This is a genomic window from Selenomonas sp. AB3002 (assembly GCF_000702545.1).
GTDB lineage: Bacteria > Bacillota > Negativicutes > Selenomonadales > Selenomonadaceae > Selenomonas_B > Selenomonas_B ruminantium_A.
Genome location: NZ_JNIO01000008.1, coordinates 122598 through 147063 on the forward strand (window position 1 = coordinate 122598; position 24466 = coordinate 147063).

Below are 24466 nucleotides of genomic sequence, written 5' to 3' on the forward strand. Positions count from 1 at the left end.
GCGGCAAGCACGAAAGAGTTTCCTACAATATAAAAGAGAGCTTTGATTGGCCAGCAAAAAATATTGAAAAAGAAATTCAAAAAAGTGCTTGACACTCCGAAAGAGACAAGATAAAATAAACAAGTCGCTTCAAGCGAGCGGCCCTTGAGAAATCAAGTTGTTCCTTGAAAACTAAACAATGCAAAATGAATCATGCAACATGATTCAAGCCAGATGTTAGTCAAACCTTTTGGTTTGAAATAAAACATCGATTGGTATGAACAACATAGCAATCGGCAATTTCTTTAACAAATGAGAGCTTGATTAAGTTCTTCAATACTTTATTGGAGAGTTTGATCCTGGCTCAGGACGAACGCTGGCGGCGTGCTTAACACATGCAAGTCGAACGGGCTTACGGATTCACCGTTGAGCTTTAAGGGTAGATGCACTTCGAGCGTCGTGAATGCGAAGCATTCACCACACTATATAAAAGTGCTAACACAACTTAGGGTTGAACGGTGAAGCCGGAAGCTAGTGGCAAACGGGTGAGTAACGCGTAGGCAACCTGCCTCTAAGATGGGGACAACAGTCCGAAAGGACTGCTAATACCGAATGTTGTGAGTTTTCCGCATGGGAAGCTCATTAAAGATGGCCTCTACTTGTAAGCTATCACTTAGAGATGGGCCTGCGTCTGATTAGCTGGTTGGCGGGGTAACGGCCCACCAAGGCGACGATCAGTAGCCGGTCTGAGAGGATGAACGGCCACATTGGGACTGAGACACGGCCCAGACTCCTACGGGAGGCAGCAGTGGGGAATCTTCCGCAATGGGCGAAAGCCTGACGGAGCAACGCCGCGTGAGTGAAGAAGGTCTTCGGATCGTAAAGCTCTGTCGAAGGGGACGAACGTGGGTTCTATCAACAACGGAACCTAATGACGGTACCTTTCAAGAAAGCCACGGCTAACTACGTGCCAGCAGCCGCGGTAATACGTAGGTGGCGAGCGTTGTCCGGAATCATTGGGCGTAAAGGGAGCGCAGGCGGGAAATCAAGTCCATCTTAAAAGTTCGGGGCTCAACCCCGTGATGGGATGGAAACTGGTTTTCTTGAGTGCAGGAGAGGAAAGCGGAATTCCTAGTGTAGCGGTGAAATGCGTAGATATTAGGAGGAACACCAGTGGCGAAGGCGGCTTTCTGGACTGTAACTGACGCTGAGGCTCGAAAGCGTGGGGAGCGAACAGGATTAGATACCCTGGTAGTCCACGCCGTAAACGATGAGTGCTAGGTGTAGGAGGTATCGACCCCTCCTGTGCCGGAGTTAACGCAATAAGCACTCCGCCTGGGGAGTACGGCCGCAAGGCTGAAACTCAAAGGAATTGACGGGGGCCCGCACAAGCGGTGGAGTATGTGGTTTAATTCGACGCAACGCGAAGAACCTTACCAGGGCTTGACATTGAGTGAAACATCCAGAGATGGATGCCTCTCTTCGGAGACACGAAAACAGGTGGTGCATGGCTGTCGTCAGCTCGTGTCGTGAGATGTTGGGTTAAGTCCCGCAACGAGCGCAACCCCTATCATTTGTTGCCAGCACGTTATGGTGGGAACTCAAATGAGACTGCCGCGGACAACGCGGAGGAAGGCGGGGATGACGTCAAGTCATCATGCCCCTTATGTCCTGGGCTACACACGTACTACAATGGGACGGACAGAGAGCAGCGAACCCGCGAGGGCAAGCGAACCCCATAAACCGTCTCCCAGTTCGGATTGCAGGCTGCAACCCGCCTGCATGAAGTCGGAATCGCTAGTAATCGCTGGTCAGCATACAGCGGTGAATACGTTCCCGGGCCTTGTACACACCGCCCGTCACACCACGGAAGTCATTCACACCCGAAGCCGGTGGGTTAACCGCAAGGAAACAGCCGTCTAAGGTGGGGGCGATGACTGGGGTGAAGTCGTAACAAGGTAGCCGTATCGGAAGGTGCGGCTGGATCACCTCCTTTCTAAGGATTACAATTCCTAGGTCGTGGCATTTGGCTTTTGCATTGTCTAGTTTTGAAGGTACAACACCTTCAAATTGATCTTTGAAAACTACACAGAAGAATGAAATGTATCAATTTCAACCAAGGTAACAATTGGTTTGAACGAACATTTTAGGATTCAAAAGCATAGACATCTGAAACAGATGAACTTAGTTGCTTTTTAAGTAGAGAGCCACATTTGAAGGAGCGAAAGCGACACGCAAATGTGTGCGAATCACTTACGCAAGCGAAAGCTTGTGAACATTAAGTTAAGCTACCAAGGGCATATGGTGGATGCCTAGGCGTTCCGAGTCGATGAAGGACGCGATAAGCTGCGATAAGCTGAGGCGAGCTGCAAGTAAGCTTTGACCCTCAGATTTCCGAATGGGGCAACCCAGTGCGAGTTATGTTGCACTATCCGAAAGGAGGACACACCTGGTGAACTGAAACATCTAAGTAGCCAGAGGAAAAGTAATCAAAAGAGATTCCCCCAGTAGCGGCGAGCGAAAAGGGAAGAGCCCAAACCGGGAGACTTCGGTCACCCGGGGTTGAGGACCGGCATAAAAGGAAGAGATTCTAGCTGAAGCTTCTGGGAAGGAGCGGCGCAGAAGGTGAAACCCCCGTAAGCGAAAGAACCTCCAATGGGCCGGTATCCAGAGTACCACGAGACACGTGAAACCTTGTGGGAAGCAGGGTGGACCACCATCCAAGGCAAAATACTACGGAACGACCGATAGCGCATAGTACCGTGAGGGAAAGGTGAAAAGGACCCCGGGAGGGGAGTGAAATAGAACCTGAAACCGTATGTCTACAAGCAGTCGAAGCACTTTATATGTGCGACGGCGTGCCTATTGAAGAATGAACCGGCGAGTTAATCTATGTGGCAAGGTTAAGCGGAAGACGCGGAGCCGAAGCGAAAGCGAGTCTTAACAGGGCGCAAGTCACATGGATTAGACCCGAAACCACAGTGATCTATGCATGGCCAGGTTGAAGCTCAGGTAAAAATGAGTGGAGGACCGAACCCGTGAGTGTTGAAAAACTTTGGGATGAGCTGTGCATAGGGGTGAAATGCCAATCGAACGTGGAGATAGCTGGTTCTCCCCGAAATAGCTTTAGGGCTAGCCTCAGGCGACACATACAGATGGTAGAGCACTGATCGGACGCGGGTCTGTAATGGATACCAACTCCAGTCAAACTGCGAATGGCTGTATGAGAAGAACCTGGGAGTCAGAGTGCGAGTGATAAGACCCGTACTCAAGAGGGAAACAGCCCAGACCGCCGACTAAGGTCCCCAATGCTGTACTAAGTGGAAAAGGATGTAGGACTTCATAAACAACCAGGATGTTGGCTCAGAAGCAGCCACCATTCAAAGAGTGCGTAATAGCTCACTGGTCGAGAGGCCCTGCGCCGAAAATATCCGGGGCTCAAGTACAGAACCGAAGTCGCGGCAGCGGGGTATAATCTACAGAGTAGCTGAGAGACAGATGCGCAGGATATGCTGGCATATGCAAGGAAGAGGAACGAGTCATAGCGGTTGCTATGGCGAGCGACGATGACGAAGCAGATGACAGCATAGACAAGCAGATGGCCTCAGATATCCTGTAGATTATGCCCCACTGGGTAGGGGAGCGTTCCAAGGGCGTTGAAGGTTGACCGCAAGGACAGCTGGAGCGCTTGGAAGTGAGAATGCTGGTATGAGTAGCGAAACGGTCAGTGAGAATCTGACCCACCGAAAGCCTAAGGGATCCTGGGCAACGCTCGTCGTCCCAGGGTAAGTCGGGACCTAAGCCGAGGCAGCAAGCATAGGCGATGGACAACAGGCAAAAATTCCTGTACCGCATGGAACCGTTTGAGGATGGAGTGACGCAGCAAGGAGCTTGAGTCGGCGATTGGAAATGCCGGTCGAAGGCGGTAGGCTGGTGAGGAGGCAAATCCCCTCACTGCAAGGCCGAGAACTGACAGATAGGGATTCCTACGGGATGAACGAATTCAAGCGTACTACACTGCCGAGAAAAGCTTCTAACGAGGTGAAATGCGCCCGTACCAAAACCGACACAGGTAGGCGGGGAGAGAATCCTAAGGTGCGCGGGAGAACCCTCGTTAAGGAACTCGGCAAAATGCATCCGTAACTTCGGGAGAAGGATGGCCGGAGCTGGTGAAGTGACTTGCTCATGGAGCTGGAGCCGGCGACAGAAGAGAAGCCCAAGCGACTGTTTACCACAAACACAGGTGCCTGCTAAAGAGAAATCTGACGTATAGGTGCTGACACCTGCCCGGTGCTGGAAGGTTAAGAGGAAGGGTCAGGCGCAAGCTGAAGCTCTGAATTGAAGCCCCAGTAAACGGCGGCCGTAACTATAACGGTCCTAAGGTAGCGAAATTCCTTGTCGGGTAAGTTCCGACCCGCACGAAAGGTGTAACGATTTGGGCACTGTCTCAACGAGGGACCCGGTGAAATTGAAATACCTGTGAAGATGCAGGTTACCCGCGACTGGACAGAAAGACCCCATGGAGCTTTACTGCAGCCTGACATTGATTTTTGGCATGTAACGTACAGGATAGCTGGGAGACGGAGAACCCTGATCGCCAGATTAGGGGGAGTCATTGTTGGGATACCAGCCTTTGCGTGTTAGGAATCTAACTCCGGGATTAACAAAACCGAGGACAGTATCAGGTGGGCAGTTTGACTGGGGCGGTCGCCTCCGAAAGAGTAACGGAGGCGTCCAAAGGTTCCCTCAGCGCGGACAGAAATCGCGCGAAGAGTATAAAGGCAGAAGGGAGCTTGACTGCGAGACATACAGGTCGAGCAGGTACGAAAGTAGGGCTTAGTGATCCGGTGGAATGAGAGTGGAATTGCCATCGCTCAACGGATAAAAGCTACCCTGGGGATAACAGGCTAATCTCTCCCAAGAGTCCATATCGACGGGGAGGTTTGGCACCTCGATGTCGGCTCATCACATCCTGGGGCTGAAGCAGGTCCCAAGGGTTGGGCTGTTCGCCCATTAAAGTGGTACGTGAGCTGGGTTCAGAACGTCGTGAGACAGTTCGGTCCATATCCATCGCGGGCGTAAGATACATGAGGGAGACTGCTCCTAGTACGAGAGGACCGGAGTGGACGGACCGCCGGTGAACCAGTCATGCCGCCAGGTGTGCAGCTGGGCAGCTGCGTCCGGAAGGGATAAACGCTGAAAGCATCTAAGCGTGAAGCCCGTCCCGAGATGAAGTATCTCATAGCATAAGCTAGTAAGACACCTTGAAGAAGACAAGGTTGATAGGGTAGGTGTGGAAGTACCGTGAGGTATGAAGCTAACTACTACTAATATGTCGAGGGCTTAACTTAGACTGGCCTGTCCAAGAATCCAAGCGAAAGCGCAGGATGATTGGGTAACAGGCCGTCCGCAAGAACGTCCCAAGAATCAAGCCCAAAGGGCGCAGATGATTGGTTGACGTTTACTGCAAATCTAAAATGTTCAATACATGATTTCTTCTGTATAGTTTTGAAAGTTTGAGGGAGCGCCGTGAGGCGCTCTTTTTTTGTGTTAACTGATATATTATGGTATACTTGTATAGTTGTGCAAAATATGGCTAGGGTGTGTTGATTAAATGAACTTGGCACAGATTTGCGGGGATTGGCTGCCCATTGCAAGGCGGCAAACCGGAGGCATAGCGGTGCTATGTCGAGGATTTGTCAACGCAGCAGGGGCAGTCAAGACCCGTGAAGATGGGCTGAGTGAATTAATCAACACGCCCAAGGAGTAATTTAGTCAATGAGTAATAATGTATATGCATTAGTCAATGAATTTTACAGAGAGAATGGCAGAGCCGGTTCTCTGCTGCCTCGCACATTGCTGGACAAGTATCTCCGTCGTCTGGCCTGGCGGGGCAGAGGGGATGCGGAACTCAGGCAGGAATGGAGCCTGATTGAACTGCTGCTGACCTATCTGGACGAGCAGCAGCTTGATTCTTTTGCAGCGCTTTCCATCTTCGATTACCAGGAGCTTCTCTACCGCTACAATGAGGTGCATAAGGAGTTCAGGCTGGAGGAAGAGTCAGTCAGGGAATGGCTGAAGCGTTTGCAGACGTTCTATGATTACCTTGCTGAGAATGGTTGGCAGGAGGATTTTTCTTACTTTATCCAGGATGTGGAGGAATCCTTGTATTTGGATGAAGTATTCTCCATGCCGCCCAGGCATACGAATGGGGATGTCTATCACCGTCTGGACCCGGAAACGGAAGAGTCGGCGGTGGAGGTGGAGAGGCTCAACGCAGAACTGGATGCGGTGCTCAAGAATGTGGGCAAGTACTTCAAGCAGAAGAAGTACGCCAGGGACTCAGAGCGGGCCATGCGGATTTTCTGCGGTCCTGCCCATGAAATGCCGCCTTTTATCAAGGACGAAAGCGAGGTCGAGGAAGACAGTGCCTTTTGGCTGAGCTACTGGGATTACTTCATGTTTGACTATCATCTGCTGGAGGATGACCGCACTCCGCTGCGGCATTATTATGAGCGGGAAAAGGACAATCTCAGCACCACGGCTCAGGATATTCTCCGGGACCTTCTCCATGCCCGCTTTTCCGTCTTTGAAGTAGTGGAAATGCAGGAGGGCATGGTGAAATGCCGTGACATCTTCACCGAGGAGTATATGGACCTGCCCATGCCCGAGGTAGGGCTCAATGGCATAGAGAATTTCGTTTTCTTCGGCCATATCAGGACCAGGGGCATACTGATGCTCAATTACATCACCTCTGTGCCTGCCAGCCTCAAGCTGCGTTCCCGCATGAAGGAGGTTGTGCTGCGCCAGTATGAGCTCTTCAAGCTGCAGAGCCCACAGGCTAATCTGGAACAGTTCTTTGTGCGTGAGGCGGCGGCGGTGAGGCATATCCTTCACGTGATGTCCGATTACGCCCAGCTCAATGTGGTGTCTTTGAGGGAGCTGCCTCCCAAGGTGCAGCGCCTGGAGAAGCTGGCAGACTCTTTCAAAGACGAAGCAAGGGCCCTGGAGGAAATAGTGCGGCGCATAGGCTTCAGTGCCTATGCCCGTCTGCTGATTCGTGCGCTCTTTGCTGATGCCGTGTCGGTGCTGGGGGATGAGAAAAGCTGCCGGGATAAGATGCCGGCTCTGATGACGGCAGTGCTTCTGATGTTCATCAAAATCAACGGCTATGATTACACTGCTACCCCGGATCTGTATATGCTTTTCGGTTCCAAGGAGAAGGAGACGGAGGCACTTGGCAGGATGCTCCGGGAAAAGCTTGATGTGCGGGTCTTTGACCCCCGTTATCTTACGGAGGATGGAGTCGTTTTGAGCTTGTACCTGCTGGTACAGGAAAACAAGCAGGATTAAAGGGGAAAGTCAAGGAAAGGCTTGCCCTGATATGATAAAGGAGTGATGTTGGTGGGTATCTTTCGCACCAAGAGCATTGAGGAATACCAGTCTGATGTGAAACGCACCCGCCTCAGGCGGGAAATGGGAGCCCTGGACGTTACTATGCTGGGCATAGGCGTCATTGTGGGGACGGGAATTTTTGTGCTGACAGGGGTGGCGGCGGCCAAGTACGCCGGGCCTGCCCTCATGGTATCCTTTCTGATGGCTGGCATTACCTGTGGTTTTGTAAGTTTGGTTTACTCAGAGCTTGCCTCCATGGTTTCTGTGGCTGGCAGTGCTTACGCTTATGCCTATACCTCCGTGGGGGAGCTCTGGGCCTGGCTGGTGGGCTGGAATCTTGTGCTGGAGTATTCCGTAGGCGCCAGCGCTGTGGCGGGGGGCTGGTCGGCCTATGTGACGGGACTTCTGAAGTCCATGGGCTTTGCCATACCCGAGGCTCTGACCAAGGTTCCTGCGGAAGGGGGCCTGGTGAATCTGCCGGCGGTGCTGATTACTCTTTTCCTGACAGCGCTGCTGATACGGGGCATACATGCCAGCGTCACGGTGAATAAGGTGCTGGTGGGCGTGAAGCTGCTGGCTATTTTCATCTTCTTGTTCCTGGCCGGGCCATCTGTGGATACTATGAATTGGGAGCCCTTTATGCCCTTTGGGTGGGCTGGCGTGTCTGCAGGAGCGGCCGTGATTTTCTTTGCTTACCTGGGCGTTGATTCCATTGCCACAGCGGCAGAGGAAACGAAGAATCCTGCCCGGGATATGCCCATGGGCATTATCGGTTCCCTGCTTATCTGCACCTTGCTTTACGTGGGGGTCACGGCGGTGATGACGGGCAATATGAGCTATACCCAGCTGGATAATGCCGAGCCGGTGGCTTTTGTGCTGCGTGAGCTGGGCTACCGCTTCGGTTCTGCTTTGGTGGGCACGGGAGCTATTGCTGGCCTGACCACGGTGCTGCTGGTGATGATTTATGCCCAGACCCGTGAGTTCTTTGCCATGAGCCGTGACGGGCTGATTCCGAAATTCATCTGCCAGGTTCACCCCCGCTTCAAGACCCCGCACCGCATCACCATCGTGGTGGGGGTGGCGGTGGCTATCGTCAGCGGCTTCACCCCCATCAATGTGGTGGCTGAGATGTGCAGCGTGGGCACGCTCTTTGCCTTCCTGGTTTCTTCCGTGGCGGTGATGGTGCTGCGCAGGAAGTATCCTGTCACCAAGCGTCCTTTCCGCTGCCCTGCGGTTTATCTGGTGGGCACCCTTTCCATCGTGAGCTGCGGCTACATCATGTACAACCTGTCTTCTATGACCTGGGAGAGGTTCTGGATCTGGAGCGCTCTGGGGGTGGCTCTGTATTTCCTTTATGGCCGCAATCATAGCCGTGAAGCAGCAGAGCAGGATAAGCAGGCATGAATTTTCATCGAAAAAGCAAAAAAATGAATATGACAAGATAAGCATGATTTATGCAAAGGCCCGGAACCGCATGGTACGGGCCTTTTGGCTGTGTGCAGGCGGGTTTTATCTTATTTACAATGGTTTTTGCAGGGTGTATAATTGATGTCAGCGGATAAGTGAAATTGTGTAATTTTCACCGAAAACGTATGTTAGGCTTCAAGTCATACACAGAGGGGAGCAAAACACATGAGCAAAAAAATGAAAACCATGGACGGCAATACAGCTGCCGCCTACGTGTCCTACGCCTTTACGGATGTAGCGGCTATCTATCCTATCACGCCGTCTTCACCCATGGCTGAGCACGTGGATGAAATGGCTGCCAAGGGACAGAAGAACCTGTTCGGCCAGAAGGTGCGCGTGATTGAGATGCAGTCAGAGGCTGGTGCCGCAGGCGCGGTCCATGGTTCCTTGCAGGCAGGTGCCCTGACTACCACCTATACGGCTTCCCAGGGTTTCCTCCTCATGATTCCGAATCTTTACAAGGTGGCAGGCGAGCTGCTGCCGGGCGTGTTCCACGTGAGCGCCCGTGCCCTGGCTGCTTCCTCCCTGAATATCTTTGGTGATCATCAGGATGTCATGGCTGCCCGCCAGGCTGGCTGCGCTATGCTCTGCGAGAACAGTGTCCAGGAAGTCATGGATATGTCAGCTGTGGCTCATCTTGTAGCTATCAAGGGCCGCGTGCCGTTCATCAACTTCTTTGATGGCTTCCGCACTTCCCATGAGATCCAGAAAATCGAGCTTATTGATTACGATGACCTCAGCAAGATCCTTGACTGGGAGGCTGTGAAGGCTTTCCGCGAGAGGGCTCTCAATCCGGATGCTCCGGTGATCCGCGGCACTGCCCAGAACCCGGATATCTATTTCCAGGAGAGGGAAGCTGTCAACAAGTACTATGATGCTATCCCGGCTCTGGTAGAGGAGTGCATGGCAGAGCTGGCCAAGGTCACCGGCCGTGAGCACCACCTCTTTGATTACTATGGTGCCGAGGATGCAGACCGCATCATCATCGCCATGGGTTCCGTCTGCCAGGCTGTGCAGGAGACGGTGGATTACCTGAACAAGAACGGTGAGAAGGTAGGCCTCCTGTCCGTGCACCTCTATCGTCCTTTCTCCCTGGAGCATTTCTTCAAGTTCCTGCCCAAGACCGTGAAGAAGGTGGCAGTGCTTGACCGCACCAAGGAGCCGGGCGCCATCGGCGAGCCTCTGTATCTGGATGTGAAGAGCGCTTTCTACAGCTCCGACCTGAACCCCGTCATCGTAGGCGGTCGTTATGGTCTGGGCGGCAAGGACACCACTCCGGACCAGATTTTCGCCGTGTTCGAGAACCTGAAGAAAGATGCGCCTCTTGACGGTTTCACCATCGGCATCGAGGATGACGTGACGGAGAAGAGCCTGGCTCCCGTGAACTCCGATGTGAACCTCACGCCGGAAGGCACCACCGCCTGCAAATTCTGGGGCCTTGGCTCTGACGGTACTGTAGGCGCCAACAAGCAGGCCATCAAGATCATTGGCGACAACACGGATATGTATGCCCAGGCATACTTTGCCTATGACTCCAAGAAGTCCGGCGGCATCACCATGAGCCATCTGCGCTTCGGCAAGCTGCCCATCACCAGCCCCTATCTCATCAACAGGGCTGACTTCATTTCCTGCTCCCAGCAGTCCTATGTCTATAATTATGACCTGCTGGCAGGTCTCCGCAAGGGCGGCAAGTTCCTGCTGAACACCGTCTGGAGCGATGAGGAGCTGACTGAGCATTTGCCCTCTTACATGAAGCGCTACATTGCCAAGAACGAGATTGAGTTCTATACGGTCAACGCCGTGAAGATTGCCCAGGATCTGGGTCTCGGCGGCCGCTTCAACATGGTCATGCAGGCAGGCTTCTTCAAGCTGGCAAACATCATTCCCATTGACAAGGCTGTTGACCTGCTGAAGGATTCCATTGTGAAGGCCTATGGCAAGAAGGGCCAGAACATCGTGGATATGAACAACGGCGCTGTGGATCAGGGCGTAGAGGCTCTCCACAGGGTTGAGGTGCCTGCTTCCTGGGCTGAGGCACAGGATGAGGCCGAAGTGAAGCGGGATGAGCCTGCTTTCATCACCGAGATCCAGCGGGTCATGAACCGCCAGGAAGGCGACAAGCTGGCAGTTTCCAAGTTTGCCAGCGACATGGCAGACGGCACCTTTCCTGTGGGCGGCGCTGCTTACGAAAAGCGTGGCACGGCCATCAAGGTGCCTGTGTGGAATGTGGACAAGTGCATCAGCTGCAACCAGTGCTCCTTTGTCTGCCCCCACGCTGCTATCCGCCCTGTGCTCATGACGGACGAGGAAAAGGCTGCTGCTCCCGAGGGCATGCTTTCCAAGAATCCCAAGGCTCCGGCTCTGAAGGAATACAACTTCACCATGGCTGTGTCCACCCTGGACTGCCTGGGCTGCGGCAACTGCGCTCAGGTCTGCCCGGTGAAGGCTCTGGATATGCAGCCTCTGGATGACGAGCTCAAGGCAAAGCAGAAGTACTTCGACTATGCGGTGGACACCAAGAAGGTGGCTCCCAAGACCATCACCATGAAGAAGGAAACGGTCATCGGCTCCCAGTTCGAGCAGCCGCTCCTGGAGTTCTCCGGTGCCTGCGCAGGTTGCGGCGAGACTCCGTACGCCAAGCTCATCACCCAGCTCTTCGGCGACCGCATGATGGTGGCCAATGCTACGGGCTGCTCCTCCATCTGGGGCGGCAGCGCACCGGCTATGCCTTATACCAAGAACGCCAAGGGCCACGGCCCCGCTTGGGCAAACTCCCTCTTCGAGGACAATGCAGAGTTTGGTCTGGGCATGTTCCTGGGCACCAAGGCTGTGCGTGAGGCTCTGGAGGCAGATGCCCGTGCTGCCGTCGAGGCAGGCAAGGGCAGTGCAGACCTGCAGGCAGCTCTCACTGACTGGGCTGACCATCTGAATGAGGGCGAGGGCACCCGCGAGCGCGCCGAGAAGCTGAAGGCATTGCTGGCTGCTGAGAAGGGCAGCGACGAACTTCTGGGCAAGATCTATGACCAGAAGCAGTACTTCGTGAAGCGCTCCCAGTGGATCTTCGGCGGTGACGGCTGGGCTTACGATATCGGCTACGGCGGTGTGGACCATGTGCTGGCATCCGGCGAGGACGTTAATGTCTTCGTCTTTGATACCGAGGTTTACTCCAATACCGGCGGCCAGTCTTCCAAAGCAACGCCTGCTGCTGCTATCGCTCAGTTCGCAGCTTCCGGCAAGAAGACCAAGAAGAAGGATCTGGGCATGATGGCTATGTCCTATGGCTACGTGTATGTGGCTCAGGTTGACATGGGTGCTGACCACAACCAGGTCCTGAAGGCCATTGCCGAGGCAGAGGCTTATCATGGCCCGTCCCTCATTATCGCTTATGCTCCCTGCATCAACCACGGCATCCGCAAGGGCATGGGCAACAGCCAGCTGGAAGCCAAGCTGGCTGTGGAGTGCGGCTACTGGGCAAACTTCCGCTACAACCCGCAGCTGGTTGGCAGCGACAAGAACCCCTTCAGCCTGGATTCCAAGGAGCCTGACTTCGGCAAGTTCCAGGAATTCCTCATGGGCGAGAACCGCTACATCAACCTCAAGCGTTCCTTCCCGGAGGCAGCAGATGCGCTCTTCGAGAAGACCCAGAAGGATGCCATGACCCGCTATGAGAACTACAAGAAGCTGGCAGGCAAGTAAGACGGCAGCTTTCAGTTAATTGCATAGTTTAAGGAGAGACGACCAAGCGTGGGTTGTCTCTCCTTTTTGTCTTTGCGGGAAGGTTTCGAGTTTTCGCAGGATATGTTATAATATTTAATACGACTGAATTATTTTGCAGGGAGGTCATTGCTTTGAATATAAATGATGTAGTCAGCGGCTTCAGGCTGCTGAGGAAAACTTCCATCAAAGAGGTCAGCTCCGAGGCCTATGTCTTTGAGCATGAGAAGAGCGGCGCCCGGCTGTTTTTCTTGCAGAACGATGATGACAACAAGGTCTTCTCCATCGCTTTCCGTACGCCGCCGGTGGATGATACGGGTGTGGCCCATATTGTGGAGCACTCCGTGCTCTGCGGCTCCCGCAAGTATCCCTTGAAGGAGCCCTTTGTGGAACTGGTGAAGGGCTCTCTCAATACCTTCCTCAATGCCATGACCTATCCGGACAAGACCATCTATCCTGTGGCCAGCCGCAATGACAAGGATTTCCAGAACCTCATGGACGTGTACCTTGATGCGGTCTTCTATCCCCAGATGCGGGAAAATCCCCAGGTGCTCATGCAGGAGGGCTGGCACTATGAGATAGAGTCCCCGGAGGAGCCACTGCGCTACAGCGGCGTGGTTTACAATGAGATGAAGGGGGCCCTGTCCTCTCCTGATGATCTGCTGGAGAGCCGCATCATGAACTCCCTTTATCCCGATACCACCTACGGCTGGGAGTCCGGCGGTGATCCTGAGCATATCCCCGAGCTGACTCAGGAAATGTTCACCGAGTTCCACGGCAAGTATTACCATCCTTCCAACAGCTATATCTATCTCTATGGCGATATGGATATAGAAGAGAAGCTGGCTTATCTGGACAGGGAATATCTGTCCCATTACGACCGCATTCCCGTGCCTTCTGTCATTGAGAAGCAGGAACTCTTCACGGAGATGAAGCGCCGCACTGAGTCATACCCTGTGGGTACTGAGGAGAGCACGGAGGAAAAGACCTTCCTCTCCCTGAACTGGCTCATGGGTGATTCCCTAGACACGGAAACTATCATGGGACTGGAAATCCTCAACCATGCCCTCTTGAAGACACCGGCTGCTCCTTTGCGGAAAGCTTTGATTGATGCAGAGCTGGGCAGCGATGTGGACTCCAGCTTCGAGGAAAGCGTGCTGCAGCCTTTCCTGAGCATTGTGGTGGCCAATTCCGAGGCTGACAGGGCGGATAAGTTCTATCAGCTGACCATGGATACTCTGAAGAAGCTGGTGGAGGAGGGGCTGGACAAGACCCTGTTGGAAGCTTCCATCAACCTGTTGGAATTTCGCCTGCGTGAGGCTGACTTCGGCTCTGCCCCCAAGGGTTTGATTTACGGCATTGCCGCCATGAAGACCTGGCTTTACGATGGGCAGCCTGAGGATGCCCTTTACTATGAGAAACTGCTGGCCCGCATGAAAGAAGGACTGGAGGGCAGGTATTTTGAGGAGCTTATCCAGAAGTTCTTCCTGGACAACAACCATGTGACCATGGTGACCCTGACCCCCAGCAAGACCCTGGCAGCAGAGCGGGAAGCTGCCCAGGAAAAGCTGCTGGCTGAGAAGAAAGCGCAGATGTCTGAGCAGCAGATAAAGGAAATCATCGAGGCCTGCAAGGCGCTGAAGGAGCGACAGCAGGCAGAGGACAGCCCCGAAGCCCTGGCTTACATTCCCGTGCTGGATGTGGCAGATATCCGCAAGGAAGCCTATGAGCTGCCTGTGGTGGAAAAAGAGCTCATGGGGACGAAGGTGCTCCACAGCAAGGTGGACACCCACGGCATTGGCTACCTGAACCTTTACTTTGATGCAGGCTGCGTGTCCCAGGAGCATCTGCCTTATCTCTACCTGCTGGCAGAGCTTATGGGTGAAGTGGATACGGCAGAGCACAGCTATGCAGAACTGGCCAACCTCAAGAATCTCCACACCGGCGGCATCAGCTATGATGTGGTGTCCTATACCCGCAAGGGTGAGCCGGATTCCTGCCAGCCCAAGTTCCGCATCAAGGCCAAGGCCCTGGTGAAGAAGCTGCCTCACCTCTGCCAGCTGCTGCAGGAAATCATTACCCGCAGTGTCTTTACGGATGCCAAGCGCATCAGGGAACTTCTGCTGCAGGTGCAGACAGAAGTGGAGCTGAGCCTGCAGCGCTCTGCCCATCAGGTGGTGTCCGGACGCATTGCCGCCTATCTCACCCCTGCGGGGGCTTATGCTGACCAGGGGGGCCTGCCCTTCTATCATTTTGTGAAGGACTTCCTGGCAGACTTTGACAATCATTTTGCCAAGCTCCCGGAGATTTTTGGCGAGGTGCTGCGCCAGGTCTTCAACCAGAAGGACCTTTTGGTGAGTATCACGGTGCCGGAGGCGGATTACAGGAGCTTTGAAGCTGCCTTTGCCCCCCTGCGCCAGTCACTTTCACGCCTGACTTTCCCCAAGCAGCGCTATCGCTGGAAGCTGGCCCGCCGCAATGAGGGGCTTACCTCCTCCAGCCGGGTGCAGTATGTGGGCAAGGGGGCTAACTTCCTGAAACTGGGCTACAAGTACACCGGCTCCATGCGGGTGCTGGAAACCCTGCTGCGCTATGATTACTTCTGGACCAAGATCCGCGTGCAGGGCGGTGCCTACGGTGCTTTCACCAGCTTCAACCGCAACGGCATGATGAACTTCGGCTCCTATCGCGACCCGAACCTCAAGGAGACTATAGAGGTCTTTGATAGCACAGCTGATTACCTTGAGAACTTCGCTGCCTCCGACAGGGAAATGACCAAGGCCATCATCGGCACCATCAGCGGCGTGGATACGCCCCTCACTCCCCAGATGAAGGGGGAGATGGCGGATAACTGTTACCTGCGTGGCATTTCCTATCTTGACCGCCAGCAGATGCGCACGGAAATCCTCACTACCCGCCAGGGGGATATCAAGGCATTGGCTCCGCTGGTGAGAGCCTGCATGAAGGAAAATGTGCTCTGCGTCTTCGGCGGGGAGCAGAAAATCAAGGAAAACAAGAAACTTTTCGGTGCTGTGGCACCGGCGCTCTGAGAGTTGGCAAGGGCAGGTTTTTCCTGAAAGTTTGCAGTTTACGGCGTAGACAAAAACTGCACTATGTCGTAGAATTGTAAACATGAATGAATAAAGGCAAATGTGGATATTCAAGGAGGCTTCCTGATGAAGAAACCGATTTTCAGAGGCGCAGGCGTAGCAATCATCACCCCTTACACTGAGGATGGCGTTAATTTTGAGGAACTGGGCCGCATCATCGACGACCAGATTGAGAATCATACGGACGCCATCGTCATCACCGGCACCACTGGCGAGTCTGCTACCATGTCCGTTGAGGAGCATAAAGAGGCCATCAAGTTTGCGGTGGAGCATACCAAGGGACGTGTGCCTGTGATTGCCGGCACCGGCTCCAATGAGACCCGCATAGCGGTGGAATTCTCCAAGTATGCTGAGGAAGTGGGGGCTGATGCCCTGCTGGTAGTGACTCCTTACTACAACAAGTGCACCCAGAAGGGGCTGATCCAGCACTATACCATGATTGCAGACAGCGTGAATATCCCCATTATCCTTTACGATGTGCCTTCCCGCACGGGGGTTTCTATCCAGACTTCCACCTATGCTGAGCTGGCCAAGCACCCCAACATCGTGGCAGTGAAGGAAGCTAACGGCGACCTTTCCAAGATCCTGCGCCTCAGGGCAGCCTGTGGCGATGACCTGGTGGTCTATTCCGGCAACGATGATCAGATTGTGCCCATTCTCTCTTTGGGCGGCCAGGGAGTTATCTCCGTGCTGTCCAATGTGGCACCCAAGGTCACCCATGATATGTGCCAGCTCTACTTTGACGGCAAGGTGGAGGAATCCATGAAACTGCAGATTGAGTACACTGACCTTATTGATGCACTCTTCTGTGAGGTGAACCCCATTCCCGTGAAGGTGGCTATGCGCAAGATGGGCTGGAATGCCGGCCCGCTGAGGATGCCCCTCTGCGAGATGGAGCCTGCCCATGAGGCACAGCTGGAAAAGGCTTTGAGAAACCATGGGCTGATCAAGTAATTTTGTTTTAGTTGGCAAGAGAAGGAGGAGGCTGTTTGTCAGCCTCCTCTTTTCTGCATGAGGTGAAAGATTATGCATGGTGTGTTTGATATTGTGGGGCCGGTGATGATAGGCCCCTCCAGCTCCCATACGGCAGGGGCTGCCAGGCTGGGGCTCATGGCGCGGAAGATCCTGGGCGAAAGGGCCGTGAGGGCGGAGATAAACCTGCATGGCTCCTTTGCCCAGACCTATAAGGGACACGGCACGGACAAGGCGCTCATTGCCGGCATCATGGGCATGGAGCCTGATGATATGCGCCTGCGCGAGGCGTTGGAACTGGCAGGCAGGAATGGCCTTTCTTACGATTTCAAGCAGGTGGAGCTTCAGGATGCCCACCCTAATACGGCAGTCATCTATCTTGTAGGTGAGACTGGGCGGGTGGCCAGGGTCAGGGGTGCCTCTGTAGGGGGCGGCAATATACTGGTCACCAATATTGACGGCTATGAGGTGGAGCTGAGCGGCCAGTATCCGGCGCTTCTGACCATTCACCACGACCGTCCCGGCATCATCACCAAGGTGACACAGATATTGGCCCGTTATGAGATGAATATCGCTTTTATGCGGGTGTCACGCCAGAGCCGGGGGGAGACTGCCATGATGATCATGGAGCTGGATGACGAACCGGCAGCAGATGTAGTAGAGGAATGCGGCCAGGTGCCGGATGTGGAAATGGCCAGGGCCGTGCCCGCCGTGTGAGCAGGAGAGAAAGATGATAAATTTCAACAATTTGGCTGAGCTTATAGCCATGGCCACGGACAAGTCTATGCCCATGCATGAGATAGTTATTGCCCGGGAGATGCACACCAGCCTGCGCAACAGGGAAAACATCATCAAGGAAATGACTGCCAGCTGGGCGGTTATGCAGGAATCCATTGAACGGGGCATCAGCAATACGGAAAAATCCCTCAGCGGTCTCACAGGCGGCGACGCCCGGCGCCTTTCTCTCTACAGTGAGGGAAAGGTGCGGGCTCCTTACCTGGGGCGGGCAGCCCTGCAGGCGGCTGCTGCCGCCATAGGCGTAAATGAGGTCAACGCAGTGATGGGCCGCATTGTGGCCTGCCCCACGGCGGGTTCCTGCGGCATAGTGCCTGCAGCCCTTTATGCAGCCAGAGAAAGGGGAGCTTCTGAGGAAAAGCTGGTGCTGTCGCTTTTCACTGCGGCAGGCATAGGCATGGTCATAGACCAGAATGCCTCTATTGCCGGAGCTTCCGGGGGGTGCCAGGCTGAGTGCGGTACGGCGGCAGCTATGGCAGCAGGCGCCCTGGTGGAAATTGCCGGAGGAAGCCCGGAGGAAGTGGGGGAGGCGGTGGCCTTGTCTATCAAGAATCTCCTGGGACTGGTCTGCGATCCCGTAGCCGGCCTGGTAGAGGTGCCCTGCGTGAAGCGCAACGGCTTTGCGGTGATCGAGGCCATGCTGGCGGCAGATATGGCTCTTGCCGGCATCAAGTCTGTCATTCCCGTGGATGAGGTCATCGAAGCCATGGATAAGATTGGGCGGGCCCTGCCCAAATCCCTGAGGGAAACAAGCCAGGGGGGATTGGCGGTTACGCCTACGGCCAGGAGGATTGAGCGGAGCCTTTACGGTCAAGAAAAATAACTGGCGGTATTTGGGGAAGTGTAGTAAAATAATAGACAGTGCTAGCCGGGGGCAAGACACCGGCGCAAGCAGGAAATCTATATACGCAGGAGGAAGCAATTTATGAGAAAAATTATCCAAATGCTGGTCATCGTTTGCATGGTAGTGCTTAGCACTCAGGTAGCGTTTGCAAATGCAGAGAAGGAAACCCTTATTGAGGGAGCAGATATTACCTCGATCCATCGCATTGCCGTGGGAGCTCCTCTTTATCAGCCTGTTGCTGCCAATGCGCCCAGCAAGGATATGCTCACCAAGATTGTCTATGATGCCAGCCGTGTGACCCGCAATCATGTGGTGTCCTATGACACGGTGGCAGATAACATCAGGGCAACCAAGGGTGTGGATGTCAGGGTTCTGGAGCGCCGTCAGGCTGGCAAGATTTTCAAGGAGAGCCTTGGCGATCTGGCTGATGCCTATGTTATTTTGACTGTGGCCAACAACAGCCGCACCAGCTTCTTTTTTGATGTGTTCAAGGTTGGCACCAATGAGCTTCTTTACAGCTATGAAATCCGTGCCAACAAGAATGAAGGCGATACTGAGAAAACCTATGCCAATTTCTGCGAGCAGTTCTACAAGCACTTTGATCGTGCTGTAGAGAAACAGCTCAAGAAAGAACTCAAGGGAAAATATTAAATGCAAGAGAGACAGCGTCATCAGGGCGCTGTCTCTTTTGTGCATTTATGGAGCCCGGCAGCTTAGCGGGCAAAGTAAAGGGGCTTTATCTTGGCATCTTCTGCGGTCTTTTCATCTATGTAGCCGTTGCGCACCATGGCGTCCAGCACTACGATCTGCCGCTTCTTGGCCATCTTGAAATCCACGTAGGGGGAGTAAAGGGAGGGGGCGTTGGGCAGGCCTGCCAGCATGGCTGCTTCTGAGAGATTCAGCTCTCTGGGCTGCTTGTCGAAATAGCCCAGGCTGGCGGCCTGGAGGCCGTAGAAGTTGGAGCCGTAGTAGATGGTGTTGAGGTAGAGCTCCAGGATTTCGTCTTTTTCATAGCTGGCTTCCATATCAAGGGCCAGCAGCAGTTCCTCGCCCTTGCGGCCGAAGGTCTGCTCATGGGAAAGGAAGAGGTTTTTCACCAGCTGCTGGGTGATGGTGCTTGCACCTTCCTGGATTTCTCCGTACTGCAGATTTACCAGGGAGGCCCGGGCCACGCTTTCAAAGTCCACCCCGTGGTGGGTGTAGAAGCGGCGGTCCTCTACCGCCAGGATGGCGTGCTGCATATTTTCCGGCACATCTTTCAGGCGCACGTAGTTTTCCTTGTCCAGCCTGGCCTCCACTGCCCGGTGCAGGAAGAAGAAGCGGGAGAGCCTGTCGCTGCCGCTCAGTTCCTCGGCAGTATCTGAGGCAATGGCGGGCAGGCGCTTCTCCAGCTTCGGCAGGAAATCACCTACGCCCTGCCAGGTGCGGGGAGAGAAAACCATCAGCCCGCCGGAAAAGGCAAAGGCGATAAAAAATAGGATGGCAAGCAGGGCCAGGAAGCGCAGGGGCTTCACGCGCCGCCTGATGACTTTTTTCCCGGTTCCCTTGCGTTTGGTTGTTTTTTTCATAGTCCCCTCCTTAGGAAGATTCTCTCCTATTATACTCCAATCTGTTCATTTTAGAGGAGAATTTTCGCAGAAAGAAAAAAATTCTCAGGGGACTATTGCAAAAATATACATTCTGGTTGTATAATTATGCTCATAAGTTTACAGGGTACACTTGAGAGAGGGAGCGGCAATACCGCAAGTCCTTTCAAGGCGTACAGGTCAGGGGGAGAGTTTATGAAGGTAAGCGTATTGGGGGCCACGGGCTATGCAGGGGCAGAGCTCTTGCGATTGCTCTACAGCCACCCTGAGGCTCAGGTGGTGCACATCACTTCTGAAAGCCACACGGGAGAGAAGATTGACAGCCTTTATCCACATCTTTCAGGACTGTATAATATGCAGCTTGAGAGCATGAAGGATATTGAGTCCATCGGCAGGGACAGCGATTTCGTCTTTATCGGCCTTCCCCATGGCCATGCCATGAAGGTGGGGCAGGAGCTGGAAAACCTGCCCGTAAGGATTATCGACCTGGGGGCAGATTACAGGTTCGATGATACAGAGGTCTATGAAGCCTGGTATCACGTACCCCATACGCATAAGGATGCGCCCAGGGTCTACGGACTGGCGGAGCTCTACCGGGACAAGATCAAGGATGCCAAGATCATCGGCAATGCGGGCTGCTTCACCACTGCCAGCATCCTGGCTTTGGCACCGTTGGCCAAGGAACACCTGATTGAGGTGAACACCATCATCGTGGATGCCAAGTCCGGCGTCTCCGGGGCAGGCCGTGGGGCCAAGGTGCCCAATCACTTCCCGGAGCTTTACGATAATTTCCGGGCTTACAATGCCTGCAAGCACAGGCATACGCCGGAAATCGAGCAGGCCATGACGGATCTTTCCGGTGAGGAGACTATCATAAACTTCACGCCGCATCTGGTTCCTATGTCCAGGGGCATTCTTTCCACTTGCTATGCAACCCTGAAGCCCGGTGTCACGACTGAAATGGTCAATGAGGCTTTCGATAAGCTTTACGGTGAGGAACACTTCATCAGGCTGCGGGGCCTGGGGGCCTATCCTTCCACCAAGGAGGTGCGCGGTTCCAACTACTGCGACCTGGGCTGGCATGTAGACGAGCGCACGAAGCGGGTAATCGTCATGTCTGCCATTGACAATCTGGTGAAGGGAGCCGCAGGGCAGGCAGTGCAGAATTTCAATATTGCCTGCGGTTTTGATGAGAAGACGGGCCTGGATATGGTGCCCATGTATCCTTGATAGATAATTATGGAGGTTCAAGATATGTCAGATATGTTCAGCGAAGCAATGTGCAAGGCCGGTGTCACTTATCCTCAGGGGTTCAAGGCCGCTGGTGTCAAGGCCGGCGTCAAGAAGAGCGGCAACCTTGATGTGGCTGTCATCTATACGGAGAAGGAGGCCAGCGTGGCCGGTGTCTTCACCCAGAATGCGGTGGCAGCAGCGCCGGTTTTCGCTTCCAAGAAAGTAGTGGCTACGGGCAAGGCACATGCCATCACCGCCAATGCAGGCTGCGCCAATGCCTGCACCGGCGAGCAGGGCACGAAGGATGCCGCTGCCATGCAGTCTATCACCGCTGAGGTGCTGGGCTGCGAGCCTTTGGATGTGGTGGTAGCATCTACGGGCATCATCGGTGTGAATTTGCCCATGGAGAAGATGGAAGCCGGCATCAAGCAGGCTGTCAGCGAACTTTCCGAGCATGGCAGCGAGACTGCAGGCAAGGCCATCATCACCACGGACACTTATTCCAAGTCCTGTGCTGCTGAGATTGAGCTGGGGGGCAAGAAGGTGCGCTTCGGCGCCATCGCCAAGGGCTCCGGCATGATCCAGCCCAATATGGCTACCATGCTCTGCTTCATCACCACGGATGCGGCTATCGATTCGAAACTTTTGCAGAAAGCCCTGTCGGAAATCACCGAGGTTTCCTTCAATATGATTTCCATTGACGGCGACATGAGCACCAATGACATGGTGATTGTGCTGGCCAATGGTGAGGCAGGCAACGAAGAGATCAAGGTTGAGGGTGCCGACTACGAGAAGTTCAAGGCTACCTTGCAGGAGCTCTGCCAGGGCCTGGCCCAGCGCATTGCCGCTGACGGTGAGGGTGCTACCAAGTTCCTGACGGTGCACGTTTCCGGTGTCAAGAACTTTGCTGACGGCAAGACCATTGCCATGAGCGTGGCCAAGAGCCCTCTGGTGAAGACGGCTTTCTTCGGGGAAGACCCCAACTGGGGCCGGGTCATCTGCGCTGTGGGCTATGCCGGAGTTGAGATGGTGCCTGAGAAGACCGTGGTGAAGTTCGGCGGCATTCCTGTCTATGCTTACGGCGTGGGTGCGGAGCATGACGAGGAGGCCCTGAAGCAGGTCATGAGCCAGAAGGATATCGTCATCGACATTGACATGGGCCTGGGCGAGGCTGAGGCTACGGTCTGGACCTGCGATTTCTCCTATGAGTATGTGAAGATCAACGGCGAGTATCACACCTGAGGGAGGCTGGAACCATGGATTTTTCTGCAGAGGATAAGGCAGGGGTCCTGGTGGAGGCCCTGCCCTATATACAGGAATTTTATGGCAAGACCATCGTCATCAAGTACGGTGGCAATGCCATGGTCAGCGAGGAGCTGAAGGAAAAGGTCATGCAGGACATTGCCCTGATGAAATACGTGGGCATCCGTCCGGTGATTGTCCACGGGGGCGGCCCGGAAATCACGGGCTTCCTCAAGAAGGTGGGCAAGGAAAGCTCCTTTGTGGCAGGCCTCCGGGTCACCGATGAGGAAACCGTGGAAATCGCGGAAATGGTGCTGGACGGCAAGATCAACTCCGAGATCGTGAACCTGCTGAACCGCCGGGGAGTCAAGGCTGTGGGCCTGTCCGGCAAGGATGCGGGCCTTATCAAAGCCAGGAAGAAAATGGCCACCGTCTACGAGGGCGAGGCTGAGAAGCAGGTAGATATCGGCTATGTGGGCGAGGTTGAAGAAATCCAGACTGGCATTATCGAAGACCTCCTGGACCGCGGTTATGTGCCTGTGGTGGCCCCCATCGGCGTAGGGGAGAATGGCGAGAGCTACAATATCAACGCCGACTATGTGGCGGCGGAGATGGCAGGAGCCCTGCAGGCGGAGAAATTGCTGCTGCTGACAGATGTGGAAGGGATTTACAAGGATTTCAACGACAAGTCTTCCTTCATCTCTACCCTGCACATGGAAGAAGCCAAGGCATATATAAGAGAGGGCATTATTGCCGGAGGCATGATACCGAAGGTGGAAGCCTGCCTCAAGTCCCTCTCCATGGGCACAGGCAAGACCCATATCATCGACGGGCGTCTGGGACATTCTCCCATTCTGGAAATGTTCACTGCCAAGGGTATTGGTACCCAGGTGGTACGCTGAGAGGAGCAGATTATGCGGGAAACTGATCAAGAGATAATGGCCAAGGACAAGGCAGGTTACCTGCCGGTGTTCAACCGCTATGAAATAGTGCTGGACCACGGCGAAGGCGCTTATGTCTGGGACCATAACGGCAAGAAATATTTGGATTTCCTGGGGGGGATTGCAGTCAATGTGCTGGGACATAATCACCCGGCGCTGGTAAAGGCAGTGTCAGAACAGGCTGGCAAGATGCTGCACTGCTCCAACCTTTACTACACCCAGCCCCAGGCTGATGCGGCAGACAAGCTAGCCAGGCTCAGCGGCCTTGAGGAAGCCAAGGTGTTCTTTGGCAACTCCGGTGCTGAGGCCAACGAAGGGGCCATCAAGCTGGCCAGGAAATTCGCCCATGCCAAGGACCCTGAGAAGAGCCAGATCATCACAGCCTGGATGAGCTTCCATGGCAGGACCCTGGCTACCCTTACAGCTACAGGCCAGCCCCACTATCAGGAGGGGGTAGGGCCTCTGCCGGAGGGCTTTGACTATGTGCATTACAACGATATAGCTGAGCTTGAGAGCATGATGAGTGACAAGACCTGCGCCGTCATGCTGGAGACCATTCAGGGTGAGGGCGGTGTCTATCCTCCGAATCCCGGCTACCTGCAGAAGGTGCGGGAGCTTTGCGACAAGCACGGCGCCCTGCTGATCTTTGACGAGATACAGGCTGGTATCGGCAGAAGCGGCAAATTCTTCGCCTATGACAAGTACGGGGTGAAGCCGGATATCGTGACCCTGGCCAAGGGATTGGCTGGCGGCGTGCCCATCGGTGCCTTTGTGGCCCGGGGGGAAGTGGCCAAGGCCATGAAACCCGGCGATCATGGCACCACCTTCGGTGGCAATCCTCTGGCCTGTGCCGCAGCCAATGTGGTGCTGGATACAGTGCCCAAGGCGGAGTTCCTGGGGCAGATTGAGAAGGTGGGCGGCTATTTCAAGCAACAGCTGGTCAAGCTGCAGGAGAAGTTCCCCTCCCTTATCAAAGAAGTGAGGGGCGAGGGGCTGATCCTGGGGGCGGAGCTCTCCAAGGATAATATCGGCAGGGATATCGTGAACGACTGCCTGGCCGAAGGCGTTATCATCAACTGCACCGTAGGCAAGGTGCTGCGCTTCATTCCTCCTTTGATCATCACGGAGGAACATGTGGACGAAGTTATCGGGGCACTTGAGAAAGTGTTGCCCAAATACAACTGATTT

At 54.3% G+C, this 24466-nt stretch carries 14 protein-coding genes and 2 rRNA genes; 15 read left to right on the forward strand and 1 reads right to left on the reverse strand.

Features of this window, described 5'->3' with window-relative positions:
* The first annotated feature begins 320 nt into the window (after positions 1–320).
* The 11 genes from P159_RS18570 (at position 321) to P159_RS0108170 (ending at position 18927) form a co-directional block, all read left to right on the forward strand.
* Positions 321–1975: ribosomal RNA gene (locus P159_RS18570) — 16S ribosomal RNA — on the forward strand.
* Positions 1976–2260: 285 nt separating this feature from the next.
* Positions 2261–5330, forward strand: a 23S ribosomal RNA gene (locus P159_RS0108130).
* Together the 16S and 23S rRNA genes form the textbook arrangement of a ribosomal RNA operon.
* A gap of 263 nt (positions 5331–5593) precedes the next feature.
* Entirely contained in the window at positions 5594–5749 is a 156-nt protein-coding gene (locus tag P159_RS20610; protein WP_175463386.1) for a hypothetical protein, read from the forward strand.
* Between the two features lie 8 nt (positions 5750–5757).
* Positions 5758–7332: a hypothetical protein gene (locus P159_RS0108135; protein WP_029543076.1), complete on the forward strand. Its 1575-nt coding sequence runs from the start codon at positions 5758–5760 to the stop codon at positions 7330–7332.
* 51 nt (positions 7333–7383) lie between these two features.
* Entirely contained in the window at positions 7384–8778 is a 1395-nt protein-coding gene (locus P159_RS0108140) for an amino acid permease (protein WP_029543078.1), read from the forward strand.
* A gap of 228 nt (positions 8779–9006) precedes the next feature.
* On the forward strand, positions 9007–12537 hold the full coding sequence (gene nifJ / locus P159_RS0108145) for a pyruvate:ferredoxin (flavodoxin) oxidoreductase (protein WP_029543080.1): 3531 nt from the start codon (positions 9007–9009) through the stop codon (positions 12535–12537).
* A gap of 152 nt (positions 12538–12689) precedes the next feature.
* Positions 12690–15605, forward strand: coding sequence for an insulinase family protein (locus tag P159_RS0108150; protein WP_029543082.1), 2916 nt, complete (start codon positions 12690–12692; stop codon positions 15603–15605).
* Between the two features lie 126 nt (positions 15606–15731).
* Complete coding sequence (gene dapA / locus P159_RS0108155) at positions 15732–16619, forward strand: 4-hydroxy-tetrahydrodipicolinate synthase (protein WP_029543083.1); 888 nt, start codon at positions 15732–15734, stop codon at positions 16617–16619.
* A gap of 72 nt (positions 16620–16691) precedes the next feature.
* Positions 16692–17354, forward strand: coding sequence for an L-serine ammonia-lyase, iron-sulfur-dependent subunit beta (gene sdaAB, locus P159_RS0108160; RefSeq protein ID WP_029543085.1), 663 nt, complete (start codon positions 16692–16694; stop codon positions 17352–17354).
* Positions 17355–17367: 13 nt separating this feature from the next.
* On the forward strand, positions 17368–18255 hold the full coding sequence (sdaAA, locus tag P159_RS0108165) for an L-serine ammonia-lyase, iron-sulfur-dependent, subunit alpha (RefSeq protein ID WP_029543086.1): 888 nt from the start codon (positions 17368–17370) through the stop codon (positions 18253–18255).
* A gap of 102 nt (positions 18256–18357) precedes the next feature.
* The gene (locus P159_RS0108170) at positions 18358–18927 is read left to right on the forward strand and encodes a hypothetical protein (protein WP_029543087.1); all 570 of its coding nucleotides are present in this window, start codon (positions 18358–18360) and stop codon (positions 18925–18927) included.
* A gap of 62 nt (positions 18928–18989) precedes the next feature.
* Here the strand turns inward: P159_RS0108170 and P159_RS0108175 are convergent, their stop codons facing one another.
* Positions 18990–19844 carry a biosynthetic peptidoglycan transglycosylase gene (locus P159_RS0108175; RefSeq protein ID WP_029543088.1) on the reverse strand — a complete coding sequence of 285 codons (855 nt, stop codon included), beginning with the start codon at positions 19842–19844 and terminating at the stop codon, positions 18990–18992.
* Positions 19845–20057: 213 nt separating this feature from the next.
* On the opposite strand from P159_RS0108175, the gene argC reads away from it, so the two are divergent.
* Genes argC through P159_RS0108195 form a run of 4 tightly spaced genes read left to right on the forward strand, consistent with a single transcriptional unit; the run spans position 20058 to position 24463 of the window.
* On the forward strand, positions 20058–21092 hold the full coding sequence (gene argC / locus P159_RS0108180) for an N-acetyl-gamma-glutamyl-phosphate reductase (protein WP_029543090.1): 1035 nt from the start codon (positions 20058–20060) through the stop codon (positions 21090–21092).
* A gap of 33 nt (positions 21093–21125) precedes the next feature.
* Complete coding sequence (gene argJ / locus P159_RS0108185) at positions 21126–22337, forward strand: bifunctional glutamate N-acetyltransferase/amino-acid acetyltransferase ArgJ (protein WP_029543092.1); 1212 nt, start codon at positions 21126–21128, stop codon at positions 22335–22337.
* A gap of 14 nt (positions 22338–22351) precedes the next feature.
* Positions 22352–23239: an acetylglutamate kinase gene (gene argB, locus P159_RS0108190; RefSeq protein ID WP_029543094.1), complete on the forward strand. Its 888-nt coding sequence runs from the start codon at positions 22352–22354 to the stop codon at positions 23237–23239.
* A gap of 12 nt (positions 23240–23251) precedes the next feature.
* Entirely contained in the window at positions 23252–24463 is a 1212-nt protein-coding gene (locus P159_RS0108195; RefSeq protein WP_029543095.1) for an acetylornithine transaminase, read from the forward strand.
* Positions 24464–24466: the final 3 nt, after the last annotated feature.